This window comes from Stenotrophomonas sp. Marseille-Q4652 (genome assembly GCF_916618915.1).
Taxonomy (GTDB): Bacteria; Pseudomonadota; Gammaproteobacteria; order Xanthomonadales; family Xanthomonadaceae; genus Stenotrophomonas.
Genome location: NZ_CAKAKE010000001.1, coordinates 2,909,868 through 2,934,475, shown reverse-complemented (window position 1 = coordinate 2,934,475; position 24,608 = coordinate 2,909,868). Strand labels below are relative to the sequence as shown.

Here is a 24,608-nt window from a genome sequence, read left to right as displayed (position 1 = left end):
CAATGCGCATATCGTCGACATTACGTGCAGATCCAGCCTGTTAGACTGCACGACCTTGCTCGCGAATCACGTATTCCCTGCATGACCCCGCAACCTGAAATCCTGCTGGCGTTGCCATTCCTGATGGCCGCGGCCATCGCCCTGCCCCTGCGCCTGCCACGCTCCACCATCGCCTGGATCGCCGGTGCGGCGCCGCTGCTCGGCCTGATCCTGCTCGGCCTGATGGCCAGCGACGTGTTCGGCGGGCAGGTGATCCGCAGCAGCCACGCCTGGGTGCCACAGCTGGACCTGGCGTTCTCGATGCGCGTGGACGGGCTGGCCTGGATGTTCGCCACCATGGTGCTGGGGATCGGCGGGCTGGTGGTGCTGTATGCGCACTACTACCTGAGCGAGCGTGACAGCGCGCGGCGCTTCTTCTGCTACCTGCTGCTGTTCATGGGCGCGATGCTGGGCATGGTGCTTGCCGGCAACCTGCTGCTGCTGATGGTGTTCTGGGAACTGACCAGCATCAGCTCGTTCCTGCTGATCGGCTTCTGGTCACACCGCCAGGACGCGCGCGAAGGTGCACGCATGGCGCTGATCATCACCGGTGGCGGCGGCCTGGCCCTGCTCGGCGGCGTGCTGCTGATCGGCCGCATCGTCGGCAGCTACGACCTGGACGTGGTGCTCGCCGCCGGCGATGTCATCCGCGCCCACGCGCTGTATCCGTGGGCGCTGCTGCTGGTACTGGCCGGCATCTTCACCAAGAGCGCGCAGTTCCCGTTCCATTTCTGGCTGCCGCACGCGATGGCCGCGCCCACCCCGGTGTCGGCCTACCTGCACTCGGCCACCATGGTGAAGGCCGGCGTGTTCCTGCTGGCGCGCCTGCATCCGGCGCTGGCCGGCAGCGAGCTGTTCTTCTACGTGGTCAGCGGCATCGGCGCGATCACCCTGCTGGTCGGCGCGTGGCACGCGATCTTCCAGCACGACCTCAAGGGCCTGCTGGCCTATTCCACGATCTCGCACCTCGGCCTGATCACCATGCTGTTCGGCCTGTCCACGCCGATGGCGGTGGTGGCCGGCGTGTTCCACATCCTCAACCACGCCACGTTCAAGGCTTCGCTGTTCATGGCCGCCGGCATCATCGACCACGAGACCGGCACCCGCGACATGCGCCGGCTCGGCAACCTGCGGCGGCTGATGCCCTTCACCAGCGCACTGGCGATCATCGCCTCGCTGGCGATGGCCGGCATCCCGCTGCTCAACGGCTTCCTGTCCAAGGAGATGTTCTTTGCCGAGGCGCTGGAGGCCGGTGACCCGGGCCTGATGCGCATGGCCATGGCCGCCGCGGCGCTGCTGGCCGGCATCTTCGGCGTCGCCTACAGCCTGCGCTTCGTCTACGAGACCTTCTTCGGCACCGGCCCGCGGCAGCTGGACACCACCCCGCACGAGCCGCCGCGCTGGATGAAGATCCCCGTCGAGGTGCTGGTGGTGCTGTGCGTGGCGGTGGGCATCGCCCCGGCGCTGACCATCGCCCCGCTGCTGTCGGTGGCCGCCGGCTCGATCCTGGGTGAGTCGATGCCGCAGTACAGCCTGGCCGTGTGGCACGGCTGGAACCTGCCGCTGGCGATGAGCCTGGCCGGCGTGGTCGGCGGCGTGCTGCTGTACTTCGGCCTGCGCCGGCTGACTGGCCTGCATTCGCCGACCAGCCAGTCGCTGGGCCGGCGCGTGTTCCGCTGGCAGCTGGACTCGCTGTTCGGGCTGTCCGTACGCCTCACCCAGCGCCTCGCCAACGGCAGCCTGCAGCGCATGCTGCTGGCCCTGGTGCTGAGCGCGGTGGTGGTCGGCTCGGCGCCGTTCCTGGCCGGCAGCCACCTGCCGGACTGGCCGGCACCGCAGCCGATCCCGCTGCTGGGCTGGGGCCTGTGGCTGGTGATGATGGCCTGCGCGCTGGCCGGGCTGTTCCTGTACCAGCAGCGCCTGCTGGCGGTGCTGGTGATGGGCGGCGTCGGCCTCATGGTCAGCATGACCTTCGTGTTCCTGTCCGCGCCCGACCTGGCCCTGACCCAGCTGCTGGTGGAACTGGTGACGCTGGCGCTGATGCTGCTGGGCATGAACTACCTGCCGGCGCAGTCGCCGCCGGAGCGTTCGCAATGGCGCAAGCGCCGTGACGCGGTGATCGCCATTGCCGCCGGCGCCGGCCTGGCCGCGCTGGCCTACACCGCGATGACCCTGCCGTCGAACACGATTTCCGGCGACCTGCTGCTGCGCTCGCTGCCCGAGGCCTACGGCCGCAACGTGGTCAACGTGATCCTGGTGGACTTCCGCGGCTTCGATACCTTCGGCGAGATCACCGTGTTCGGCATCGCCGCGCTGGTGGTGCATGCGCTGCTGCGCCGCTCGCGGATGGCGCCGGAACAGATCATGCCCGGCCCGCCAATCAAGCTGCCGGTGCCGGCCGACCTGGCGCAGATGATGTTCCCGCTGACCGTGACGGTTTCGCTCTTCATGTTCCTGCGCGGCCACAACGCGCCCGGAGGAGGCTTCATCGCCGGGCTGGTGCTGGCGGTGCCGCTGCTGATCCAGTACGTGATCCAGGGCACCGCGTCGGTGGAGTCGCGCTTTGGCTTCGACTACATCCGCTGCATCGGCATCGGCCTGCTGGTGGCCATCCTCAGCGGCGCGGCGTCGATGCTGTTCGGGGTGCCGTTCCTGACCTCCGGCCACCTGGACCTGCACCTGCCGCTGGTCGGCGAGGTGCCGCTGGCCAGTGCGATGGGCTTTGACACCGGCGTGTACCTGGTGGTGTTCGGCGGCGTGATGCTGATCCTGTCGATGATGGGCACGATCAAGCCCTCGCGAACCCGCAACGCCCGCCACGGCGAGATCGATCCCAACCGCCGCTCGACCAGGACAGGGGAGATGCACTGATGGAACTGGCCCTGGCAAGCGCGATCGGCGTGCTCACCGCCATTGGCGTGTACCTGCTGCTGCGTGCGCGCAGCTTCGATGTGATCCTCGGCATGACCTTCCTGTCCTATGCCACCAACCTGCTGATCTTCGCCGGCGGCCGGCTGGTGCACGGCAAGGCGCCGGTGCTGCGCGAGGGCGTGGAGGCCGAGCTGGCCAACTACGCCGATCCGCTGCCGCAGGCGCTGGTGCTGACCGCGATCGTGATCGCCTTCGCGATGACCGCCGTGTCGATCGTGCTGGCCATGCGCAGCCGCAGCGACAACCACAGCGACCATGTCGATGCGCACGATCCCGACCCGGTGCCGGGCCAGGGCAGTGACGAGGACCGCGCATGAACCACCTGGTGATCCTGCCGATCCTGATCCCACTGGTCGGCGCCGCCCTGTCGCTGTTCGTCGAGCACCGCCGCTACGGGCCGCGGGTGCAGCGCACGGTCTCGTTCTCCGCACTGGTGCTGCTGGCTTGCGCCGTGGCCCAGCTGTTCGCGGAAACCCGCGACGGCGCCACGCTGGCCTACCTGCTCGGCGACTGGCCCTCGCGGCTGGGCATCGCGCTGGTCGCCGACCGCCTGTCGGTGTGGATGCTGGTGACCACGGTGCTGCTGGCCGGGCCGTGCCTGCTGCACGCCTGCTCGGGCTGGGACCGCCGCGCCCCGCACTTCCATGCGCTCTACCAGTTCCAGCTGGTCGGCCTCAACGGCGCGTTCCTGACCGGCGACATCTTCAACCTGTTCGTGTTCTTCGAGGTGATGCTGATCGCCTCCTACGGCCTGCTGCTGTCCGGCGGCCGTGGCCTGCGCATGCGCATCGGCCTGCATTACGTGGTGTTCAACGTCACCGCCTCGACCCTGTTCCTGGTCGCGCTCGGCCTGCTCTACGCCAGCCTGGGTTCGCTCAACATGGCCGAGCTGGCGCAGCGCATCGCCGAGGTGCCCGACTCGCACCAGGCGCTGGTCAAGGCCACCCTGGGCCTGCTGATGCTGGTGTTCTGCTCCAAGGCCGCGCTGCTGCCGCTGTACCTGTGGCTGCCCGAGGCCTACGCACGCGCGCCGGCGGCGGTGGCCGCGCTGTTCGCGATCATGACCAAGGTCGGCCTGTACGCGCTGCTGCGGGTGCAGATGCTGTGGTTCGGCGACGATGCCGGCGCGCTGGCCGGCTACGGCCGCGACTGGCTGCTGTGGGCCGGCATCGCCACCCTGGTGCTGGGCGGCTTCGGCGTGCTTGCCGCCACCCGCCTGCGGGTGCTGATCTCCTACCTGGTGGTGGTCTCGGCGGCGACGCTGTTCGTGGCCTTCGCGCTGGGCAATGAAGGCGTGGTTTCCGCCGGCCTGTACTACCTGCCGCACAGCACCTTCGTGGCCGCGGCGCTGTTCCTGATCGCCGACCTCATCCGCCGCCGCCGGGGCGGCGCGTCCGACCGCAAGAAAGTGATCGCGCCGATGCCCGGCAAGACCGTGCCGGGCGTGCTGTTCCTCGTTGCCGCGGTGTCCATCACCGCGCTGCCGCCGCTGTCGGGCTTCCTCGCCAAGGCCGCGCTGCTGGCCGCGGTGCCCGACGCCTCCACCGGCGTGGTGTGGGCGGCGGTACTCGGCAGCGGCTTCATAGTGATCATGGGCGTGACCCGCGCCGGCATCCGCCTGTTCTGGCGCGTGCCCGGGGCCGAGGAGGAAGTGCTGCCGCCGCCGCGCCGTGCGCCGACGCGCCCGGCCGAGGTGGCCGCGGTCGCGATGCTGCTGGCCTGGGGCGTGCTGATGACGGTGTTCGCCGGCCCACTCATGCAGCACACCACCGCCACCGCCGCGCAGCTGCTGCAGCCGGGTCAATACGTCGACGGCCTGCGCGCCACGCCGCCGGAGATCCGCCAGCCATGAGCCAGAACCGCAATTTCCTGCGCCGCGTGATTCCTTCGCTGCCGCTGACGCTCACCATCATCGTGTTCTGGCTGTTGATGACCGACAGCTTCAACCTCGGCCAGGCCCTGCTCGGCCTGCTGCTGGGCCTGGTGGTGCCGCTGTTCGCCGCACGGCTGGACCGCGAGTTCGCCCGTATCGGCTCGTTGCGGCCGCTGCCGAAGCTGATTGCCACCGTGCTGTGGGACATCCTGGTGTCCAACGTGCGCGTGGCCATCCAGGTGCTGGGGCCGGAGAAGCGCCTGCATCCCGGCTTCATCTGGGTGCCGCTGGACATCGGCAACATCCACGGCATCGCCGCGCTGACCAGCCTGATCACCCTCACCCCGGGCACGGTGTCGGCCGCACTGTCGGACGACCGTCGCTACCTGCTGGTGCACGTGCTCAACCTGGCCGATGAAGCCGCGCTGGTCGACGAGATCAAGACGCGCTACGAGGCACCGCTGATGGAGATCTTCCCGTGACCGGAAACATGCTCATCGAAACCAGCATCGTCGTGTGCATGCACATGGTCGGCGTGGCCATGCTGCTGGCGATATGGCGGCTGCTGCGCGGGCCGACCGTGCCCGACCGCATCCTCGCGCTGGACACGCTCTCGGTCACCGCCATCGCGCAGCTGATGCTGTTCGGCATGCACCTGGATTCGCCGATCTACTTCGAGGCGGCGCTGATCATCGCCATGCTCGGCTTCGTCAGCACCGTGGTGCTGAGCAAGTACGTGCTGCGCCGGGACATCGTCGAATGATCGCCGCCTTCCAGATTGCCCTCGCCGTGTTGCTGCTGGTGGGCTGCTTCTTCATCCTGGTCGGCGCCATCGGCCTGGTGCGGCTGTCGGAGTTCTTCAAGCGCCTGCATGCGCCGACCAAGGCCAGCACCCTGGGCGTGGGCTGCGTGCTGCTGGGCTCGGTGGGCTACCACATCGGCCTGGGCGAGGATCCGCAGCCGCGCGAGCTGCTGATCACCGTGTTCCTGTTCATCACCGCGCCGATCAGTGCCCACCTGATGGCCAAGGCGGCGTTGTCGCTGATGATGGAAAGCCGGCCAAAGCTGCCGCAGGAAGACGGCGACGGCGCCACCGTGCAGCCGCCGCCGGACGAGCGCGAGGACCGGGAAATCCGCACCCCGGAAGACGGCAGCGGGGATCCGGTGCGCTGAGGCGCCGGAGCGAGAACGATCAGCGCAGCAGCGCCAGTTCCAGCACCACCCAGCCGGCGAACGCGGCCAGCAGGAAGCCACCCTCGCGGCGGCTGATGCGCAGGTCTCCGCGCAGCATCGGGTACAGCACCATCACGAAGGCAATCGCCGCCGGCAGCTCCAGCCGCACGAAGGAGGCCGGCAGCGCCTGCGGCTGCAGCACCGCCATGCCGCCGACGATCACCAGCAGGTTGAACAGGCTCGAGCCGATGACATGGCCCAGCACCATGTCGCCCTGGCCACGGCGCGCAGCGGCCATCGCCGCGGCCACTTCCGGCAATGCGGTACCGATGGCCACCGGCAGCAGGCCGGCCAGCAGCGCGCTCATGCCCAGGCCCTGGCCGATCACCAGTGCGCCGTCGACCACCCAGCGCGCGCCGTAGTACAGCAGCGCACCGGCAATGACCACGCGGATCAGGTTCAGGCCCAGTCCGGTGGGGGTGATGGCGAAATCGGCGATCTCCGCGCGCACCGCATCGATCTCGCCCCGACCGCCGCGCAGCAGCCACGCCACCGCGGCGATGAAGCCCAGCAGCAGCACGCCGCCTTCCACGCGGCTGACCTGGCCATCGAGACCGAACACGATCAGCGCCAGCGTGGCCACCGCCAGCAGCACCAGCAACGGCGACAGCAGGCGCGCGCGCACCAGCAGCGGCGCGAACAGCGCGGCCACGCCCAGGGTCAGGCCCAGGTTGGCGATGTTGCTGCCGATCGCATTGCCCAGCGCCAGTTCCGGATTGCCGATGGCAAACGCGCGTGCGTTGACCACCAGTTCCGGCAGCGAGGTACCGAAGGCCACCAGCAGCAGGCCCGCGACGAAGGGCGAGGCGCCAAGGCGCTGGGCCAGGCCGGAAGCGGCCTTGACGATGGAGTCACCGCCCAGTGCCAGCAGCAACAGGCCCAGCAGGAACATACCGGTGGCAGCGAGCATGCGGGTTTCCTTCAGGTGCGGGTGCGCGTTCGGCGCGAGCCGGTGAGGTTACGAGCAGCCTTCGACGTAGTCCACCTGCGGCGGCAGGCCCGCACGCCACGCGGTGACGCGGCCATCGGCGTCGATCTCGAACACCAGCGTGGCATCGGAGGACACCGCCGGCGCCACCCGCAGGTTGTGGCCGCCTTCGACGTACTTGTGCGGCTGCAGTTCGGCGGTGGGATACAGCGCCTGCAGTTCCTGCAGGTCCATGCCCACGCGGCCGCCACCCGGTGCTGCAGGCTGTGGCAGGTCGACGTCGTAGCGCACGAAGCGCCCACCCTCGACCATGAAGGCCAGGTCGCGCGGCATGCCGACGCCGTCCGGGATCAGGTGCACGCATTCCTGTCCCAGGTCGTCCGCGCCCTTGAGCGTGCCCGGCCAGGCACTGCGCAGCTGCGCCACGTCATCGCCCAGTTGCAGCGGGCCGTAGCCGTCCAGCCGTGCCGGCGCCTGTTCGGTCGCTTCGGCGGCAGCGCGGGGGTCACTGGACGGTGTTGCCAGATCATTCGCCAGTGCCGCAGCGGCGTCGGCCGCGGCGGTGGCCGGGCCTTCCGGCTCGGCGGGCCGGGTGCAGCCGGCCAGGGCAATGGACATTGCCAGCAATGTGCAGAACTTGCGGTCCATGGGCACTCCTCGTGGCGGACAAGGGGCCGAGTCTAACCGGCGGCCCGTTGGCTCCAGTACACGGGTCACCACAGGCGTGGCGATGGCCGTGGCCATCGCCATTGCCCGGTCAGGCCGGCGGCTGGAAGTGCGCGGCCAGACCGTGCCAGCACTGCCGGTAGTCGCGCTGGCGGTGCGCGGCGTCCAGCGCCTGTGCGGTCGGGCGGATCACGCCGCGGGTCTCGAACATGAAGGCCATGGTGTCGGCGATGACGTCGGGCCTGGACAGGTCAGCGGCCGAGGCCTTCTCGAACGTGGCCGCATCCGGACCATGCCCGCTCATGCAGTTGTGCAGCGAGGCACCGCCGGGCACGAAGCCCTCGGCCTTGGCGTCGTAGGCACCGTGCACCAGGCCCATGAACTCGCTGGCGATGTTGCGGTGGAACCACGGCGGACGGAACGTGTCCTGTGCCACCAGCCAGCGCGGCGGGAAGATCGCAAAGTCCATGTTGCTGGTGCCCGGGGTGTCGCTGGGCGAATGCAGCACCAGGAAGATCGACGGGTCGGGGTGGTCGAAGCTGATCGAGCCGATGGTGTTGAAGCGGCGCAGGTCGTAGCGGTACGGCGCGTAGTTGCCGTGCCAGCCGACCACATCCAGCGGCGAGTGGTCGATGTCGGCGCGCCACAGATGACCCTGGAACTTTGCGACCAGCTCGAACTGGCCAGCGAGGTCCTCGAACGCGGCGTGCGGGGTTTCGAAATCGCGCGGGTTGGCCAGGCCGTTGCTGCCGATCGGGCCCAGGTCCGGCAGCTTGAGCAGCGCACCGAAGTTCTCGCACACGTAACCGCGCGAGGGCCCATCGGGCAGCTCGACGCGGAAGCGCACGCCACGCGGCACCACCGCGATCTGCTGCGGCTCGACCTCGACCACGCCCAGCTCGGTGAGCAGGCACAGGCGGCCCTGCTGCGGCACGATCACCAGCTCGCCGTCGGCGTCGTAGAAGTAGCGGCCCTGCATGTCGGCATTGGCCGTGTACAGGTGGATGGCCACGCCGGCATGTGCGTCCGGGCCACCGTTGCCGCCCATCGTGTACAGGCCCTGCACGAAGTCGGTGGGCGATCCGGGCAGCGGCAGCGGATTCCAGCGCAGCTGCTCCGGGGCCACCGGGCCGGTGCCGAAATCGTTGTGGAAGGCCGGCGCCCCGTTGAACGGAGTGAACCCACCATGTGCCACCGCCGGGCGGATGCGGTACAGCCAGCTGCGGCGGTTGGCACCGCGCGGCGCGGTGAAGGCGGTGCCGGTGAGCTGTTCGGCGTACAGCCCGTGCGCCACGCGCTGTGGCGAATTGCGCCCGACCGGTAGCGTGCCGGGAAGCGCCTCGGTGGCGAATTCGTTGCCGAAACCAGTCTGGTATCCGTTGCTGCGCATGGCGGGCCCCGTTTGTGCTCGGTTGCAGGCGTGCTTACAGCACGCCGCGCTTCATCTGGTCGCGCTCGATCGACTCGAACAGCGCCTGGAAGTTGCCTTCGCCGAAGCCCTCGTTGCCCTTGCGCTGGATGATCTCGAAGAAGATCGGGCCAATGCAGTTCTGGGTGAAGATCTGCAGCAGCTTGCGCTGCTTGGTCTCCGGGTCGGCGTCGATCAGGATCTTGTTGCGGCGCAGCCGCTCCACGTCCTCGCCGTTGCCGGGGATGCGCGCATCGACCACGTCGAAGTAGGTGTCCGGCGTATCCAGGAACTCGATGCCCTGCGCGCGCATCGCCTCGACCGTGTCGTAGATGTTGTTGGTGAAGCAGGCGATGTGCTGGATGCCTTCGCCGTTGTAGGCCTCCAGGTACTCGTTGATCTGGCTCTTCGGGTCGGAGGACTCGTTGAGCGGGATGCGCACGATGCCGTCCGGGGCGGTCATCGCCTTGGACTTCAGGCCGGTCTTGGCGCCCTTGATGTCGAAGTAGCGGATCTCGCGGAAGTTGAACAGCCGCTCGTAGTAGTCCGACCACTGCTGCATGTTGCCCAGGTACAGGTTGTGGGTCAGGTGGTCGATGAAGGTCAGGCCGAAGCCGGCCGGGTTCTGGTCAGCACCCTCGATGGCCTCGTAGTCGGCGTCGTAGACACTGCCGCTGGCGCCATAGCGGTCGACCAGGTACAGCATGCAGTCGCCGATGCCCTTGATCACCGGCGCCTGCACCGCGCGGGTATCGGCAAGGTGGCTGGCTTCCTCGGCGCCATTGGACACCGCGGCGGCCAGCACCTCGGCCGCCGGCTTCTGGAAGCGGATCGCAAAGCCGCAGGCGCACGGGCCATGCTTGGCGGCGAATTCGGCGGCGAAGGAGTCCGGTTCCTCGTTGACCAGGAAGTTCACCCCGCCCTGGCGGTAGACGGTGATCGCGCGCGACTTGTGGCGCAGCACCGCGGTAAAGCCCATCTTGCGGAAGTAGTCGTGCAGTTCGCCGCCGCGGCCGGCCGGGGCGGCGAATTCCACGAACTCGAAACCATCGATGCCCATCGGGTTCTCGAAGGTCGTGACCTGCATGCCCGGATCGGGTGCGTGCGATACGGAATGGGGTTGGGTGTTCATGAGCGCCTCCAGCAGCGATGCCGCACCCAGGGATCCAGAACCAGGTGCGGCCGGAAGAAAGACCCGCGAGAATGACCGGGCCAGGATCGAGGGTTATAGTTACATATGAAACCACCATCAAGGTGCACTGCAACATGAGCTCGCACGGCCCGCGTTCGACCAGCATCCGCGCCTCGCACGTCCTGCTCGATCTGGAGCAGTTCCTGCCCTACCGCATCAGCGTGTTGTCCAACCGCGTCAGCGGCAACATCGCCCGGCTCTATGGCGAGCGCTATGGCCTGTCGATCCCCGAGTGGCGGGTGATCACGATCCTGGCGCTGTACCCGGGCTCGTCGGCCAGCGAGGTGTCCGAGCGCACGGCGATGGACAAGGTGGCGGTGAGCCGCGCCGTGGCCCGGCTGCTGGAGCGCGGCTTCATCCGCCGCGAAACCCACGGCGATGACCGCCGGCGTTCGGTGCTGGCGCTGTCGGCGGCCGGCTTCGAGGTCTACGAGACGATCGCGCCGCTGGTGATGGAGATCACCCGCAAGCTGATGTCGGTACTGACCGAGGAAGAGGAGCAGACGCTCGAGCGGCTGATCACCCGCCTGGCCGAGGCGGGACTGCCGCAGATGACGATGCCCGACTGAGCCGGTCGGCTCAGTTCAGGTGCTTGCGCCGTACGTAGACCCACGGCGCGGCCAGCGCGGCGATCGCGCCGCCGGCAAACCCGAGCGCCGCGGCCACCGCCGCGGCTTCCACGTTCCCGGGCAGGGCCAGCGCGGCCAGGATCAGCAGGCCGGCCGGCAGGCCGATGAACGAACCCAGGAAGAACCGCCAGCGCGGCACCCAGGTGTTCATCTGCAGCAGGTTGGTGCTGAGCCAGCCCTCGGCCGAGGTATCGCGGGCGACCTTGGCCGCGACCTTGACCAGGTCGGCCTCCGGCATCGCGCCGCCACCGCGCTGGGATGCCAGCTCTGCGGCCACTTCCTCCACCGGCGGCCAGCGCGCCGGCCACGCCTGCGGGCTGGCCACGCCGTAGGCCGACAGCAGCGGCAGGGTCAGCCACGGTGCGACCAGCTGGCGCAGCTTGCGCCCCTCCAGCACGCACCAGACCCGGGCCACGCCATCGATCACCACGTTGTACAGCGCCAGCTGCGCGGCTGGCGGGTACGGCAGCGCGGTGACCCGTGCGGCCATGGTCTCGACCTGCATCGAGCGCAGGAAGCCGACCCGGCTCTTGCCCTCGTGTGCCCAGCACACGCCCAGCGGCGTGAGCAGGAATACCTCGGCGTGGTCGGCGCTGCCCACCAGGCCGCGGTCGTCGCTGGCCAGGTAGGCCGCGCTGGCCTTGGGCACGGCGACATCGTCCACGCGCCAGCGGGTGGAATCGCCCAGCAGGTACTTCAGCGGCACCCGCGCCGGCGCGGCTTCGGCCTGCGACACGCTGGGCACGAACGGCACCACCGCCAGCACGAAGGCCTTCAGGTCCACCGGGCGGCTGCCCACGGACCACTCGTCCGGCAGCAGCCCGAGCAGGCCGCCGTCGCGCACCAGCAGGTCGATCTTTTCCTTCTGCACCACCAGGCTTACCGCGGCGGACTGCAGCATCGCGTTGTCGGGGATGGCGGCCATCGGCAGCCGGTAACGCTGCCTGAGCAGTTCCTCGGCAGCCGCGTCGGCGTCAGCGTCGGCGGCTTCCGGGTCGGCCGGCGCGTTCTCGTCCATCAGTTCCTCGACCGTGGGCAGGGTCACCTGCTGGAGGTCGGTCTGCGGGGCGGTGGAGGGACTGTCCTGGGCGGCCATGGGAATCACGCGGGGAAAGGGAGGGGCCGGCCGCGGCAGTTGCCACGGTCGTCCTGTCTGGAAATAGCGGCCGCCAGGCCGGGAAATGAAGCCGCCCGATCCCCACCCGGGCCCGGACAGCACGGCGGCGCCCGTGGGCGCCGTCGTGGGTTTGACCGTGGAGGCCGCTCAGGACTGCGGCGGCGCCCATTGTTCGAGGAAGGCCTTCACCCGGGCCCGGTCGATGCCACGGCCAGCGTCCAGCCCGTCGGCCGGCTGCGAATGCAGCAGCTCGCCCCGGGCGTCGAGCACGAACAACTGCGGTTGCCCGGTCACTTCCGGATAGGCGGCCAGGAAGCCGGCGTTGTCGTTCTCCGGGCTGGCGTTGACCTTGATCCAGACGTAGTTGGCATCGCGTAAGCGACGGATGTCGGCATCGCCGGCAATCACCCCGTCCAGTGCCGCGCACGGCTCGCAGCCTTCGCTGCCGACGTGCAGGACGATGCGCTTGCCGCCGCGCTGGGCCTCGACCATGGCCGTTTCCAGGTCATCGGCCGGGTTGCGCGACGGATCGAAGCGGGCGTTGAGCCCGGCCACCGCGGCGATGTCCGCCGCGGTGGGGGTGTTGCCCGAGGCGACCGGCTGGCTGGGATCAGCCACCGGCGCCTTCTGTTCGGAGGTGTCCAGTGGCTGCACCGGCTGCGGTGCCTGCGCCTGCTGCTGGGTGCAGGCCACCAGTGCCACGCCGACCAGCCATCCCCCGAACAGTCGCTTCATCGTGCTTTCCTCACTTCACGCCGTGCATCAGCTTCTGGATCAGCGGGGCGATCACGAACAGCAGCACGCCCGGGATCAGTAGCGCCCAGAAGCCGAAGGTATAGCCGCTCTGCGCCGAGGCCACGGTCATGCCGCCTTCGCCGCTGACATGGCTGGCGAAGATGCCCGACAGGTTGTTGCCGATGGCCGTGGACAGGAACCAGCCGCCCATGCCGAAGCCGACCAGGCGCACCGGGGCCAGCTTGGTCACCATCGACAGGCCAATCGGCGACAGGCACAGCTCACCGATGGACTGGATCCAGTACACCGCGAACAGGGTCCAGAACGGGATCTTCAGGCTCTGCGGGTCGACCAGCGAGGACAGGGCGAACATCAGCAGCAGGAACGCCAGCGCGTTGAACAACAGGCCCAGGCCGAACTTGCGCGGGATCGACGGATTGGCGCTGCCCATCTTGACCCACAGCCAGGCAATGATCGGGGCCATGGTGATGATGGCGATCGAGTTCACCGACTGGAACCAGCCCACCGGGAACACCCAGCCGCCGAAGTCGCGGTTGACGATGTTCTGCGCCAGGAAGTTGAACGAGCTGCCGGCCTGCTCGAAGAAGCACCAGAACAGCACATTGAAGGCGAAGATGATCAACATGGCGATGGCCATGTCGCGACGCACCGCGCCGTCCTTGAAGCCTTCGCGCAGGATCAGCACGCACAGGCCGACGAACAGCGCGCCCAGCAGCCAGCCCAGGGTGCTGGCGTCGATGGCCAGCAGCGCGTAGACCACCGGGATCATCACCAGCGCGCCGAGCAGGGTGTACAGCACGCGCGCCTTGCCTTCGGTGCCGGCGGCCGGACGGCCAACGCTCTGCAGCTGGGCGCGGCCGAACCAGAACCACACCAGGGACACCAGCATGCCCACGCCCGAGGCGATGAACACGACCTTGTAGGCCGGCATTTCCGGCGAGCCGCCGAACATGCGCTCGGCCAGCCAGCCAGTGATGATCGGGGCGACCATCGCACCGGCATTGATGCCCATGTAGAACAGGGTGAAGCCCGAATCACGGCGCTCGTCGCCCTGCCGGTAGAGCTGGCCGACCATGGTCGAGATGTTGGGCTTGAACAGGCCGTTGCCGACCACGATCGTGGCCAGGCCCAGCTTGAACAGGGCCTCGTTGGGCAGGACGATCATGAACAGGCCGGCGGCCATGATCACCGCCCCGAGCAGGATCGAGCGCTGGTAACCGATCACCTTGTCGGCGACATAGCCGCCGAACAGCGCCGCGGCGTACACCAGGGCCAGGTAGGCACCGTAGAGCTTGCTGGCCGGCGCCTCGCCGGCGGCGTCACCGTTGTAGAACTGGGCGACGATGTACAGGGCCAGGGCCCAGCGCATGCCGTAGAACGCGAAGCGTTCCCAGAACTCGGTCATGAACAGCATCCACAACGGCTTGGGATGGCCGAGCAGGGTCTTGAACTCGGGCACGTGCGCCGGAGTGGGTTCGGAGTTCGGCGCAGCAGCGCTCATGCGGGAATCCCCCTGGGAATCATTCGTGGAAAGACGGACCCCGGCGGAAGCCGGGGCCGGGGGAGGATTACCGACGGCCGCCGCCGGCGTCAAATCCCACTATTTTTCAGCAGCCTGCGCGCGCCCTGTTCATGCGCGGGGCCCTGCGCGCTCAGCCGGCCGGCGGCAGGCCGATGCTGGTGCGCACCTCGAACAGCTCGGGGAAGAAGGTCAGCTCCAGCGCCTGCCGCAGGAAGCCCACGCCGCTGGAGCCGCCGGTGCCGCGCTTGAATCCGATCACCCGCATCACCGTGCGCATGTGGCGGAAGCGCCACAGCTGGAACTGGGTCTCCAGGTCCACCAGGTCCTCGGCCAGCGCGTACTCGCGCCAGTAGCGATCGGTGTTCTCGTAGATACGCTCGAACACCGGGCGCAGCGCGGCATCGGACACGTGCGGCTGGGTCCAGTCGCGGCCGGCATAGTGCCCGGGGATCGCGTGGCCAAAGCGCGACAGGTACAGCAGGAACTCCTCGTACAGGCTCGGCGCCTCCAGCGTGGACTGCAGCGTGGCCTGGCCCTGCGGGTCGTGGCCGAACACCTTGAGCATGTCCGCGTTCTTGTTGCCCATCAGGAACTCGATGTAGCGGTACTGCAGCGACTGGAAGCCCGAGGCCGGACCGAGCACGTCGCGGAAGCCCATGTATTCGGACGGGGTCAGCGTTTCCAGCACCGCCCACTGCTCGGTGAGCAGGCGCAGCACCTGCTTGCTGCGGGCCAGCACCTTGCGGCACTGCCAGACCTCGTCGGCGCGCAGGTGCACGATCGCCGCGCGCAGCTCGTGGGCCAGCAGCTTCAGCCACAGCTCCGAGGTCTGGTGCTGGATGATGAACAGCATCTCGTCGTGGTGCGGCGGACTGGACAGCGGCTGCTGTGCGGTCAGCAGCTGGTCCAGCCGCAGGTAGCCGCCATAGGTCAGCCGTCCCTGCAGGTCGGTATGGATGCCGGCTTCGAGTTCGCGCTGGTTCTTTTCGACGGTCATGGGCCAGGGCCGCTGTGGCGAGGGCGGCAAGGGTAGCGCACCCGTGTCACGCGGCGGACGCGGATCTGCGGCAGAATCGGGTCGCGCTGCCGGCACCACTGCCGGCCCAGGGGGGCGCTCAACCACAGGACTGGGGAGTTCTTCCTATGCGCGTCTTGCAGCTTGCAGGTGCAGTGGTTTCCTTGGCGCTGGTGTTGACCGGGCAGGCCCGGGCCCAGGTCGTCGTCAGCCAGGTGTACGGAGGCGGCGGCAATTCCGGCGCCGCCTACCGCAGTGATTTCATCGAACTGCACAACAACGGTACCAGCGCCGTCAGCCTGTCCGGCTGGTCGGTGCAGTACGCCTCGGCCGCCGGCAGCAGCTGGCAGGTGACGCCACTGGGCGGCAGCATCGCGCCCGGTGGCTATTACCTGGTCAAGCAGGCCGACGGCAGCGGCGGCACGGTCGACCTGCCCACGCCCGATGCCAACGGCACCATCGCCATGAGCGGTACCGCCGGCAAGGTCGCGCTGAGCAACAGCACCACCGCGCTCACCGGCACCTGCCCCACCGCCACGGTGGTGGACTTGGTCGGTTTCGGCAGCAGCGCCAACTGCGCCGAGGGCAACGCGCCGACGCCGGCGCCGAGCAACACCCTGGCAGTGCTGCGCAAGGACAGCGGCTGCACCGACAGCAACAACAACGGGGCCGACTTCGCCACCGCCCAGCCGGCGCCGCGCAACAGCGCGTCCGCGGCGTTCGTCTGCGGCGGCAACGGCCAGCCGGTGCTGAGCGTGGCCGATGGTTCAGCGGACGAGCGCTCGCCCGCCGTGCTGCTGCAGGTCTCGCTGACCCAGCCGGCCGGCCCGGGGGGCGTCAGCGTCGACTACACCACGGTCGATGGCACGGCCACCGCCGGCAGCGACTACGTGGCCCGCTCCGGCACGCTGACCCTGCCCGAAGGCGTGGCCGGCTTCCTGTTGCAGGTCAGCCTGGTCGACGATGCCGCGGCCGAGGGCAACGAGACCTTCCACGTTGATTTCAGCAATGTGCGCGGGGCGATCCTCGGCACCACCCGGGCAACGGTGACCATCGTCGATGACGACTTCAACGTGCTGCCGATCCATGCCATCCAGGGCAGTGGTGCGCGCTCGCCGTATGTGGACCAGGTCGTGGCCACCAGCGGCATCGTCACCGCACGCCGCAGCGCAGGCTTCTTCGTGCAGATGCCCGATGCCGAGGCCGATGGCGATCCGCGCACCTCCGAGGGCATCTACGTCTATACCGGCAGCGCGCCGCCGGCGGTGGCCGCGGTCGGCAACCGCGTCACCGTGCGCGGCACCGTGGCCGAATACGTGCCCAGCGCCGATCCGGCCCAGCCGCCGCTGACCGAAATCGTCTCCCCGGTGGTGAACCTGGAATCCACCGGCAATCCGCTGCCCGCCCCGGTGCTGCTGACCCCGCAGTTCCCGGATCCGGACGGGGCCTACGACCAGCTCGAGGCACTGGAAGGCATGCGCGTCACCGCCGACAGCCTGACCGTCAACACGCCCACCCTGGGCAACGTCAGCGAGGCCAGCGGCACGGGCAGCAGCAACGGCGTGTTCCACGTGGTGGTGACCGGCGTGGACCGTGGCTACCGCCGCCCCGGCGTGCAGATGCCCGACCCGCTGCCGGCCGGCTCGCCCAGCGACGTGCCGCGCTGGAACACCAACCCGCAGGTGCTGGCCGTGGGCAGCGCCGGACTCGGTGGCGAGCGCATCGACGTGGCCGCCGGCTGCGTGGTGCGCGGCGTCACCGGCCCGCTGGACTACAGCTTCCGCCGCTACACCATCTATCCCGAAGCCGCCCCGCAGGTGGAATGCGATGCCTCCACCGCGCCGCGCCCGGCACCGGTGCCGCAGGCCGACGACGTGAGCGTGGCCACCTACAACCTGCAGCGCTTCTTCGATGACCAGAACGATCCGGCCATCGGCGAGCCGGTGCTGACCAGCGCCGCCTACCAGGCCCGCCTCAACAAGGCCTCGCTGGCGGTGCGCGACTACCTGCACCTGCCCGACATCCTCGGCGTGGTCGAGATCGAGAACCTGGCGGTGCTGCAGACCCTGGCCGCGCGCATCAGCACCGATGCGGTAGCCAACGGCCAGCCGGATCCGGCCTACGCCGCCTTCCTGGTCGAGGGCAATGACGTGGGCGGCATCGACGTCGGCTTCCTGATCAAGAGCGCCGAGGTCGGCGCCGGGCTGCCGCGCGTGCAGGTGCAGCAGGCCCAGCAGATCGGCAAGGCCACCACCTGGACCGAGCCGGGTGGCGGCACCAGCCTGCTCAACGACCGCCCACCGCTGCTGGCCGAGGTGGTGGTGAACTTCGCCGACGGTCGCCAGCTGCCGCTGACCGCCATCGTCGTGCACCAGCGCTCGCTCAACGGTGCCGAGACCGACGACGCCTCCGGCGCCCGCATCCGCGCCAAGCGCCAGGCCCAGGCCGATTTCCTGGCCGGCGTGCTGCAGCAGCGCCAGCTCGCCAATCCGGGCGAGCACGTGCTGGTGATGGGCGACTTCAATGCCTTCGAGTTCAACGACGGCTACGTCGATGCGATGGGCACGGTCACCGGCCTGCCCAGCCCCGACGCGCAGACCGTGGTCGCCGGCGACGGCGTGGACCGGGTCGATCCGGACTACGACAACCTGACCTGGCTGCTGCCGCCGGACCAGAGCTACTCCTACGCCTACGACGGCAACGTGCAGTCGCTGGACCACATCCTGGCCAGCCAGGCGCTGATGCGCTCGCCGCTGCTGCAGGACCTGGCCATTGGCCATGCCCGCATCAACGCCGACTTCCCGGAGATCGCGCGCAACGATGCCAGCACCCCGAACCGCCTGTCCGACCATGATCCGACCGTGGTGCTCCTGAAGCTGCAGGTGCGCCGCCTGGCCGACCTCGGCGTGGCCGCCAATGCCGACGTGTACGAAGTGGCGGCCGGGCAGGATGCGGTGTTCGTGGTGGACGTGGACAACCACGGCCCGGATGCCGCCGCCCATGCAGCCGTGGGCTTTGCGCTGGACGCAGTGGTGGACGTGGAAGTGGCCGCCGCGGCGGGCTGGGATTGCGAAGCGCCGCAGGTCGATACCCGCACGGTGTTCAGCTGCACCACGCCCGGCCTGGCCAGTGGCGGCAGCGCGCGCTTCACCCTGCGCGTGCCGACCGACGTGGCGCTGGCCGGCAGCGAGCTGCCGCTGGCGGTGTCGGTGCGTTCGCAGACCGACGATCCGCAGCCGGGCAACGACACCGCCGAAGCCGAGGTGGTCATCACCGCCGTGCCGGCAGCCAACCTGGCCGTGGCGATCGACGGCCCGGCCAGCGTGCCGGCCACCCAGATCAGCGCCCAGTACCAGGTCACCGTGGCCAACCGCGGCAACGCGGCCGCGCTCTCGCCGGTGGTGCGGCTGGACGGCAACACCCTGGCCGCGACCGCCAGCGTCACCGCCCCGGACGGCTGGCAGTGCCGGAAGCAGGCGGCCAATGGCGGTGCGCGCGAGGTCGGCTTCACCTGCAGCAGCCGCCAGCCGCTGGCCGCCGGGGGCCAGGCGGTGTTCGCGCTCAGGGCCAACACCCGTCCGGCCCCGGCCGGCGGGGTGATCGTGGTCGAGGCGGCGGCCGGCTCGGCCAGCGCCGACGCCGACCCCAGCGACAACCAGGCCAGCTTCAGGACGCAGGCGGCATGCACCGGCCGCGGTTGCTGAATACGTACAGTTACTGGCTTCAACCGGGACGCGGCTTCGGCCGCGTCCTTTTTTGCGCGTTTTCGTGTTGCGGCGCAGGACGGCTTTTCGGGCGAGGTTACTTACCATGCCAATTCTTATCATTTGAAACCATCTGTAGAAGGTGCAGTCGGCAATGACGGTTTCCGCTCAGTTCCAAATCGAATACCTGCAGTACCTGGGGCCCGGCGGCACCCTCGTACGCGATGACCTGCCGCAGGCGCTGCGCGATCCGCGCGCCCTGCTGCCGATGTTCAAGCAGATGCTGCTGACCCGCGTTTTCGACAGCAAGGCCGTGGCCCTGCAGCGCACCGGCAAGCTCGGCACCTTCGCCTCCTGCCTCGGCCACGAGGCCGCCCACGTCGGCATCGGCGCGGCGATGAAGCACGGCGACGTGCTGGCCCCCAGCTATCGCGAGTACGGTGCGATGTTCATGCGCGGGGTGCGCCCGCGTGACGTGCTGATGTACTGGGGCGGCGACGAGCGCGGCAGCGACTACGACCGCGCCAGCGATGCCGCCAACGATTTCCCGATCTGCGTGCCGATCTCCACCCAGTGCCTGCATGCGGCCGGTTCGGCGCTGTCATTCAAGCTGCGCGGCATGGACCAGGTGGCCGTGGCCGTTTGCGGCGACGGCGGCAGCTCCAAGACCGACTTCTACGCCGCAGTGAACTCGGCCGGCGCCTACAAACTGCCGCTGATCCTGTGCGTGGTGAACAACGGCTGGGCGATCTCGGTGCCGCGTTCGGCCCAGACCGGTGCCGAAACCCTGGCCCAGAAGGGCCTGGCCGGCGGCCTGCACTGCCTGCAGGTCGACGGCAACGACCTGGTCGCGGTACTGGCGGCCATGAACGAGGCGCGCGAGCGCGCCCTGGCCGGCAACGGCGGCACCGTGCTGGAACTGCTGACCTACCGCCTGAGCGACCACACCACCGCCGACGACGCGCGCCGCTACCGCGACGATGCCGAGGTCAAGGACGCCTGGCAGCGCGAGCCGATGCTGCGCCTGCGCAAGTACCTGGTCGACCAGGGCGTGTGGAGCGAGGACGAGGAGAAGGCGTGGAACGCCGAGTGCTCCGCGCGCGTGGACGAGGAGGTCAACGCCTACCTCAACACGCCGGTGCAGCCGGTCGAAGCGATGTTCGACTTCCTCTACGCCGACCCGCCGCCGGACCTGCTGGCCCAGCGCGCCGAGGCCCTTGCCCTGGAGCAGCGCCATGGATGACATCAAGCGCAGCAATACCGAACCGCAGGCCGTGGACGCGGCCCACCACGCCGCCCATGCGCGCGGAGAAGAAACCATGACCGCTACGCCCATCACCCTGATCGAAGCCGTGACCCAGGCCCTGGCCTGGGAAATGGAACACGACCCGTCGGTGCTGGTGCTGGGCGAGGACGTCGGCGTCAACGGCGGCGTGTTCCGCGCCACCGCCGGCCTGCAGCAGAAGTTCGGGGCGCAGCGCGTGCTCGATACCCCGCTGGATGAAACGACCATCGCCGGCCTGACCATCGGCCTGGCCGCGCAGGGCATGAAGCCGGTGGCCGAAGCGCAGTTCGACGGCTTCGTCTACCCGATGGTCGACCACATCATCTGCCACGCCGCGCGCCTGCGTTACCGCACCCGTGGCCGCCTGCACTGCCCGATGGTGCTGCGCGTGCCGTGGGGTGGTGGCATCCGTGCGCCGGAACACCACAGCGAGGCCAACGAGGCGATCTTCACCAACGTCCCGGGCCTGCGCGTGGTGCTGCCGTCCAGCCCGCAGCGCGCCTACGGCCTGCTGCTGGCCGCGATCCGCGAACCGGATCCGGTGATCTACATGGAGCCCAAGCGCATCTACCGCCAGTACAAGGAAGTGGTCGCCAATGACGGCGAGGCACTGCCGCTGGACGTGTGCTTCGTGCTGCGCGACGGCACCGACGTGACCCTGGTGACCTGGGGCGCGCAGGTGAAGGAAGCACTGGAAGCGGCCGACAAGCTGGCCGGCGAAGGCATCAGCGCCGAAGTCATCGACGTGGCCACGCTGCGTCCGCTGGACTTCGACACCATTGCCGAGTCGGTGGCCAAGACCGGCCGCTGCGTGATCGTGCAGGAAGCGCCCAAGACCGCTGGTTTCGGGGCCGAGATCGCCGCGCGCCTGGCCGAACAGTCGATGTACGACCTGGTCGCCCCGGTCGAGCGCGTCACCGGCTACGACACCCACATCCCGCTGTTCCGCCTGGAAATGAAGTACCTGCCCAGCGTGGAGCGGATCGTCGCGGCGGCCAGGCGTGCGGTGGCGGCGGGCTGAGATGCGTGCACGACTGCTGAGTCCCTACCGCAGCCAGTACCCCAACCCGCTCCACTTCCGCACCGGCCAGATCGTCGAGCTGGGCGTGCGCGACGAGGAATGGCCGGCCTTCGCCTGGGTACGCACCGCCGACAACAGCGCCGGCTGGGCCCCGGTGGCCTGGCTGCGCCTGCTCGACGACGGCCGCGCCGAGGCACTGCGCGACTACACCGCGCGCGAGCTGGACGTGGACAGTGGCGAGATGGTCAAGCTGCACCATGAACATGGCGGCTGGTGGTGGTCCGAACGCGCCGATGGGGCGCAGGGCTGGCTGCCGGCACGCGACCTTGAATTGCTGGAAGAGAACTGCAAATGAGCCAGACCAAGAACTTCAACCTGCCCGACCTGGGCGAAGGCCTGCCGGACGCGACCATCGTCGAGTGGTTCGTCAAGGAAGGCGATGTGATCAGGCTCGACGAGCCGCTGGTGTCGATGGAAACGGCCAAGGCCGTGGTCGAGGTGCCCTCGCCGGTCTCGGGCAAGGTGCTGAAACTGGCCGGCGCGGCGGGCGACATCGTCGTCACCGGGCACATGCTGGCGCAGTTCGAGATCGACCCGAACCTGCCGCAGCGCGCCGAGGGCCAGGACACCGGCCACCACCACGGCGCCACCCCGAGCACCGGTGAGACGGCCGCCGCGCAACCGGAGAAGGTTGTTGCTTCGGACGAGGGCGGCGAGATCGCCAAGCCGGCCGGCGAGCGCGAGGATGAAGGCACCGTGGTCGGGGCGATGGTCAGCTCCAACGCCGTGCACGCCGAACAGGCCGTCGCCGTGGGCGGGGTCAAGGCGATGCCGGCGGTGCGTGCGATGGCGCGCAAGCTCGGCGTGGACCTGGCACTGGTGCGCGCCACCGGCGCCGACGGCGCGGTGACCATGAACGACGTCAAGCAGGCCGCCGCCAATGGCAGCGCCCGCATTGGCAGTGCCCCGGCGCGTGCTACCGCCCCGGCCGCGGCCAGCGTTGCCGCCGCACCGGCACCAGCATCAGCCCGCCAGGAAGCCACGCGTACGCCGCTGTCGGCCGCCGGCAAGCCGATGCGCACCCAGCCGCCGGGCGTGGTCGCCAAGGGCCAGCCGGAAGCGCTCAAGGGCGTGCGCCGCAACATGGCACGGGTGATGGCCGATGCGCACAGCAAGGTGGTGCCGACCACGCTCAACGACGATGCCGACATCCATGCCTGGGAACCGGGCAACGACGTCACCGCGCGCCTGGTCCGTGCCATCGTGCGCGCCTGCCAGGCGGTACCGGCGATGAACGCCTGGTTCGACGGCGACAACCTCACCCGCACCCTGCACGCGCAGGTCGACGTGGGCATCGCCGTGGACACCGACGATGGCCTGTTCGTGCCGGCGCTGCGCAATGCCGACATGCTCGATGCCCGCGGCGTGCGCGAGGGGGTCAATCGCCTGCGCCAGCAGGTCGAGGACCGCTCGATCGCCCCGTCCGAACTGGCCGGCTACACCATCAGCCTGTCCAACTTCGGCATGTTCGCCGGCCGCTACGCCACCCCGGTGGTGGTCCCGCCGTGCGTGGCCATCGTTGGCGCCGGGCGTGCGCGCTTCCAGCTCACGCCGGTGATGGGCGGGGTGGAAACGCACAAGGTGATCCCGCTTTCGGTGACCTTCGACCACCGCGCCTGCACCGGCGGCGAGGCCGCGCGCTTCCTGCGCGCGATGCTCGACGACCTCGCGCTGGCGCGCTGATCGACCCGCACCGGGCCCGGCTTTCGATTGAAGGCCGGGCCTTTTTTGTTCGTGCGCGCCGGCAGCGGCACGCCTCCCCGCCACCTGCGCCCGACCCGTAACCCTCGCCTTCACTGACGGGTTATTGTGTTGGCCCGCTCCGCATTGACCGCACCGATGCCCGCCAATCCCATCGCTCCAGATCCATCGGCCACCCAGCTCGGCCACGCGCTCAAGCCCCGCCAGCTGATCATGATGGGCCTGGGCAGCGCGATCGGCGCCGGCCTGTTCCTGGGCTCGGGCGTGGGGGTGCAGGCCGCCGGTCCGGCGGTGCTCATTTCCTACCTGGTCGCCGGCGCGCTGGTGATCATCGTGATGAATGCCCTGGGCGAAATGGCCGCGGCCAAGCCGGCCAGCGGCGCGTTCTCGGTGTACGCCGCCGATGCGATGGGCCCGACTGCCGGCGCCACCGTCGGCTGGCTGTGGTGGGTACAGCTGGTGATCGTGATCGCCGCCGAGGCGGTGGGCGCGGCCGGGTTGCTGGCCACGGTGTGGCCGCAGCTCTCGGTGCCGGCGATCTCGCTGACCTTCATGGTCGTGTTCACCGCGATCAACCTGCTGGGCGTGCGCAACTTCGGCGAGTTCGAGTTCTGGTTCGCCATCCTCAAGGTGGTGGCGATCATTGCCTTCATCCTGATCGGCATCGCGCTGCTGCTGGGCCTGCTGCCCAACGTGACCTCGCCGGGCCTGTCCAACGTGTTCGACCACGGCGGCTTCGCGCCCAAGGGGCTGGCCGGCATCGGCGCGGCGCTGCTGGTGGTGGTGTTCGCGTTCGGTGGCACCGAGATCGTGGCCGTGGCCGCGGCCGAAACCCAGGACCCGGAGCGCAGCATCGCCCGCGCGATCCGCACCGTGGCCTGGCGCATCCTGGTGTTCTACATCGGTTCGATCAGCGTGATCATCGCCGTGGTGCCGTGGACCAGCGAGGCGCTGAAGTCGCCGTTCGCCGCGGTGCTGCAGGTGGCCAACATCCCCGGCGCGGCCACCGCGATCACCCTGGTGGCGGTCATCGCCCTGCTCTCGGCGCTCAATGCCAACCTGTACGGCGCCTCGCGCATGATCTTCTCGCTGGCCCAGCGCGGCGAGGCGCCGCGCCTGCTCGGCGCCACCAACCGCCACCTGGTGCCGGTGATGGCGGTGCTGGCCAGCGTGCTGTTCGGCTTCGTCGCCACCGCGCTGGAGCTGCGCTTCCCCAACCGCGTGCTGCCGGTGCTGCTGAACATCGTCGGCTCGACCTGCCTGCTGGTGTGGACGATCTCGCTGCTGGCGCAGCTGATCCTGCGCAACCGCGCGAACCGCGACGGCACCCCGCTGCCGTTCCGGATGGCCGGCTATCCGTACCTGACGGTGATCGCGCTGGCGATCCTGGGCCTGATCTTCGCCCTGCTGCTGTCCGCGCCGGAGACCCGCCTGCAGTTCCTGTCGATGGCCGCGCTGACCGCGGTGATCGCCACCATCAGCGCCGTCGCCCGCCGCCTGCGCAGGCCCTGAGCCGGCGGCCGGGAAA

At 69.3% G+C, this 24,608-nt stretch carries 21 protein-coding genes; 13 read left to right on the top strand and 8 right to left on the bottom strand.

All coding sequences use genetic code 11. The annotated features are described in order from the left end of the window. The first annotated feature begins 81 nt into the window (after positions 1-81). Genes LG380_RS13830 through LG380_RS13805 form a run of 6 tightly spaced genes read left to right on the top strand, consistent with a single transcriptional unit; the run spans position 82 to position 6,016 of the window. On the top strand, positions 82-2,910 hold the full coding sequence (locus LG380_RS13830) for a monovalent cation/H+ antiporter subunit A (protein WP_225765866.1): 2,829 nt from the start codon (positions 82-84) through the stop codon (positions 2,908-2,910). After that, the gene (locus LG380_RS13825) at positions 2,910-3,287 is read left to right on the top strand and encodes a Na+/H+ antiporter subunit C (RefSeq protein ID WP_225765865.1); all 378 of its coding nucleotides are present in this window, start codon (positions 2,910-2,912) and stop codon (positions 3,285-3,287) included. The genes LG380_RS13830 and LG380_RS13825 overlap by 1 nt, the downstream gene beginning before the upstream one ends. Continuing rightward, positions 3,284-4,822, top strand: a complete 1,539-nt coding sequence (locus LG380_RS13820; RefSeq protein ID WP_225765864.1) for a monovalent cation/H+ antiporter subunit D — start codon at positions 3,284-3,286, stop codon at positions 4,820-4,822. Before LG380_RS13825 ends, LG380_RS13820 begins: the two co-directional genes overlap by 4 nt. After that, positions 4,819-5,325 (top strand): Na+/H+ antiporter subunit E, encoded by a 507-nt coding sequence (locus LG380_RS13815; RefSeq protein WP_225765863.1) that lies wholly within the window; start codon positions 4,819-4,821, stop codon positions 5,323-5,325. Before LG380_RS13820 ends, LG380_RS13815 begins: the two co-directional genes overlap by 4 nt. Further along, a complete protein-coding gene (locus LG380_RS13810; protein ID WP_225765862.1) occupies positions 5,322-5,606 on the top strand; it encodes a K+/H+ antiporter subunit F in 285 nt (94 codons plus the stop codon). Before LG380_RS13815 ends, LG380_RS13810 begins: the two co-directional genes overlap by 4 nt. Then, positions 5,603-6,016, top strand: coding sequence for a Na+/H+ antiporter subunit G (locus LG380_RS13805; protein WP_225765860.1), 414 nt, complete (start codon positions 5,603-5,605; stop codon positions 6,014-6,016). The genes LG380_RS13810 and LG380_RS13805 overlap by 4 nt, the downstream gene beginning before the upstream one ends. A gap of 19 nt (positions 6,017-6,035) precedes the next feature. Here LG380_RS13805 and LG380_RS13800 read toward each other — a convergent pair whose 3' ends face one another. The 4 genes from LG380_RS13800 to hppD all read right to left on the bottom strand — a co-directional run bounded on the left by LG380_RS13800 (position 6,036) and on the right by hppD (position 10,210). Further along, positions 6,036-6,986, bottom strand: a complete 951-nt coding sequence (locus LG380_RS13800; RefSeq protein WP_225765858.1) for a calcium/sodium antiporter — start codon at positions 6,984-6,986, stop codon at positions 6,036-6,038. A gap of 48 nt (positions 6,987-7,034) precedes the next feature. After that, complete coding sequence (locus tag LG380_RS13795; protein ID WP_225765856.1) at positions 7,035-7,652, bottom strand: lectin; 618 nt, start codon at positions 7,650-7,652, stop codon at positions 7,035-7,037. Between the two features lie 109 nt (positions 7,653-7,761). After that, positions 7,762-9,060 (bottom strand): homogentisate 1,2-dioxygenase, encoded by a 1,299-nt coding sequence (gene hmgA / locus LG380_RS13790; protein ID WP_225765854.1) that lies wholly within the window; start codon positions 9,058-9,060, stop codon positions 7,762-7,764. 34 nt (positions 9,061-9,094) lie between these two features. Further along, entirely contained in the window at positions 9,095-10,210 is a 1,116-nt protein-coding gene (hppD, locus tag LG380_RS13785; RefSeq protein ID WP_225765853.1) for a 4-hydroxyphenylpyruvate dioxygenase, read from the bottom strand. 134 nt (positions 10,211-10,344) lie between these two features. Between hppD and LG380_RS13780 the strand changes: the two genes are divergently transcribed. Continuing rightward, complete coding sequence (locus LG380_RS13780; RefSeq protein WP_225765851.1) at positions 10,345-10,839, top strand: MarR family transcriptional regulator; 495 nt, start codon at positions 10,345-10,347, stop codon at positions 10,837-10,839. Between the two features lie 10 nt (positions 10,840-10,849). On the opposite strand, the gene LG380_RS13775 is transcribed toward LG380_RS13780, so the two are convergent. The 4 genes from LG380_RS13775 to LG380_RS13760 all read right to left on the bottom strand — a co-directional run bounded on the left by LG380_RS13775 (position 10,850) and on the right by LG380_RS13760 (position 15,291). Next, on the bottom strand, positions 10,850-11,995 hold the full coding sequence (locus tag LG380_RS13775; protein WP_225765850.1) for a hypothetical protein: 1,146 nt from the start codon (positions 11,993-11,995) through the stop codon (positions 10,850-10,852). Positions 11,996-12,163: 168 nt separating this feature from the next. Further along, entirely contained in the window at positions 12,164-12,751 is a 588-nt protein-coding gene (locus tag LG380_RS13770; protein WP_225765849.1) for a thioredoxin family protein, read from the bottom strand. A gap of 10 nt (positions 12,752-12,761) precedes the next feature. After that, positions 12,762-14,273 (bottom strand): oligopeptide:H+ symporter, encoded by a 1,512-nt coding sequence (locus LG380_RS13765; RefSeq protein ID WP_225765848.1) that lies wholly within the window; start codon positions 14,271-14,273, stop codon positions 12,762-12,764. 151 nt (positions 14,274-14,424) lie between these two features. Further along, positions 14,425-15,291: a tryptophan 2,3-dioxygenase family protein gene (locus tag LG380_RS13760; RefSeq protein ID WP_225765847.1), complete on the bottom strand. Its 867-nt coding sequence runs from the start codon at positions 15,289-15,291 to the stop codon at positions 14,425-14,427. Between the two features lie 146 nt (positions 15,292-15,437). On the opposite strand from LG380_RS13760, the gene LG380_RS13755 reads away from it, so the two are divergent. The 6 genes from LG380_RS13755 to LG380_RS13730 all read left to right on the top strand — a co-directional run bounded on the left by LG380_RS13755 (position 15,438) and on the right by LG380_RS13730 (position 24,592). Beyond that, complete coding sequence (locus tag LG380_RS13755) at positions 15,438-19,013, top strand: lamin tail domain-containing protein (RefSeq protein WP_225765846.1); 3,576 nt, start codon at positions 15,438-15,440, stop codon at positions 19,011-19,013. Positions 19,014-19,167: 154 nt separating this feature from the next. Beyond that, positions 19,168-20,256 (top strand): pyruvate dehydrogenase (acetyl-transferring) E1 component subunit alpha, encoded by a 1,089-nt coding sequence (gene pdhA / locus LG380_RS13750; RefSeq protein WP_225765845.1) that lies wholly within the window; start codon positions 19,168-19,170, stop codon positions 20,254-20,256. Beyond that, the gene (locus LG380_RS13745; protein WP_225765844.1) at positions 20,249-21,319 is read left to right on the top strand and encodes an alpha-ketoacid dehydrogenase subunit beta; all 1,071 of its coding nucleotides are present in this window, start codon (positions 20,249-20,251) and stop codon (positions 21,317-21,319) included. Before pdhA ends, LG380_RS13745 begins: the two co-directional genes overlap by 8 nt. A 1-nt stretch (position 21,320) precedes the next feature. After that, positions 21,321-21,674 (top strand): SH3 domain-containing protein, encoded by a 354-nt coding sequence (locus LG380_RS13740; protein WP_225765843.1) that lies wholly within the window; start codon positions 21,321-21,323, stop codon positions 21,672-21,674. Further along, positions 21,671-23,062, top strand: coding sequence for a dihydrolipoamide acetyltransferase family protein (locus LG380_RS13735; protein WP_225765841.1), 1,392 nt, complete (start codon positions 21,671-21,673; stop codon positions 23,060-23,062). The genes LG380_RS13740 and LG380_RS13735 overlap by 4 nt, the downstream gene beginning before the upstream one ends. 156 nt (positions 23,063-23,218) lie before the next feature. Then, positions 23,219-24,592, top strand: coding sequence for an amino acid permease (locus LG380_RS13730; RefSeq protein WP_225765839.1), 1,374 nt, complete (start codon positions 23,219-23,221; stop codon positions 24,590-24,592). Positions 24,593-24,608 lie beyond the last annotated feature (16 nt).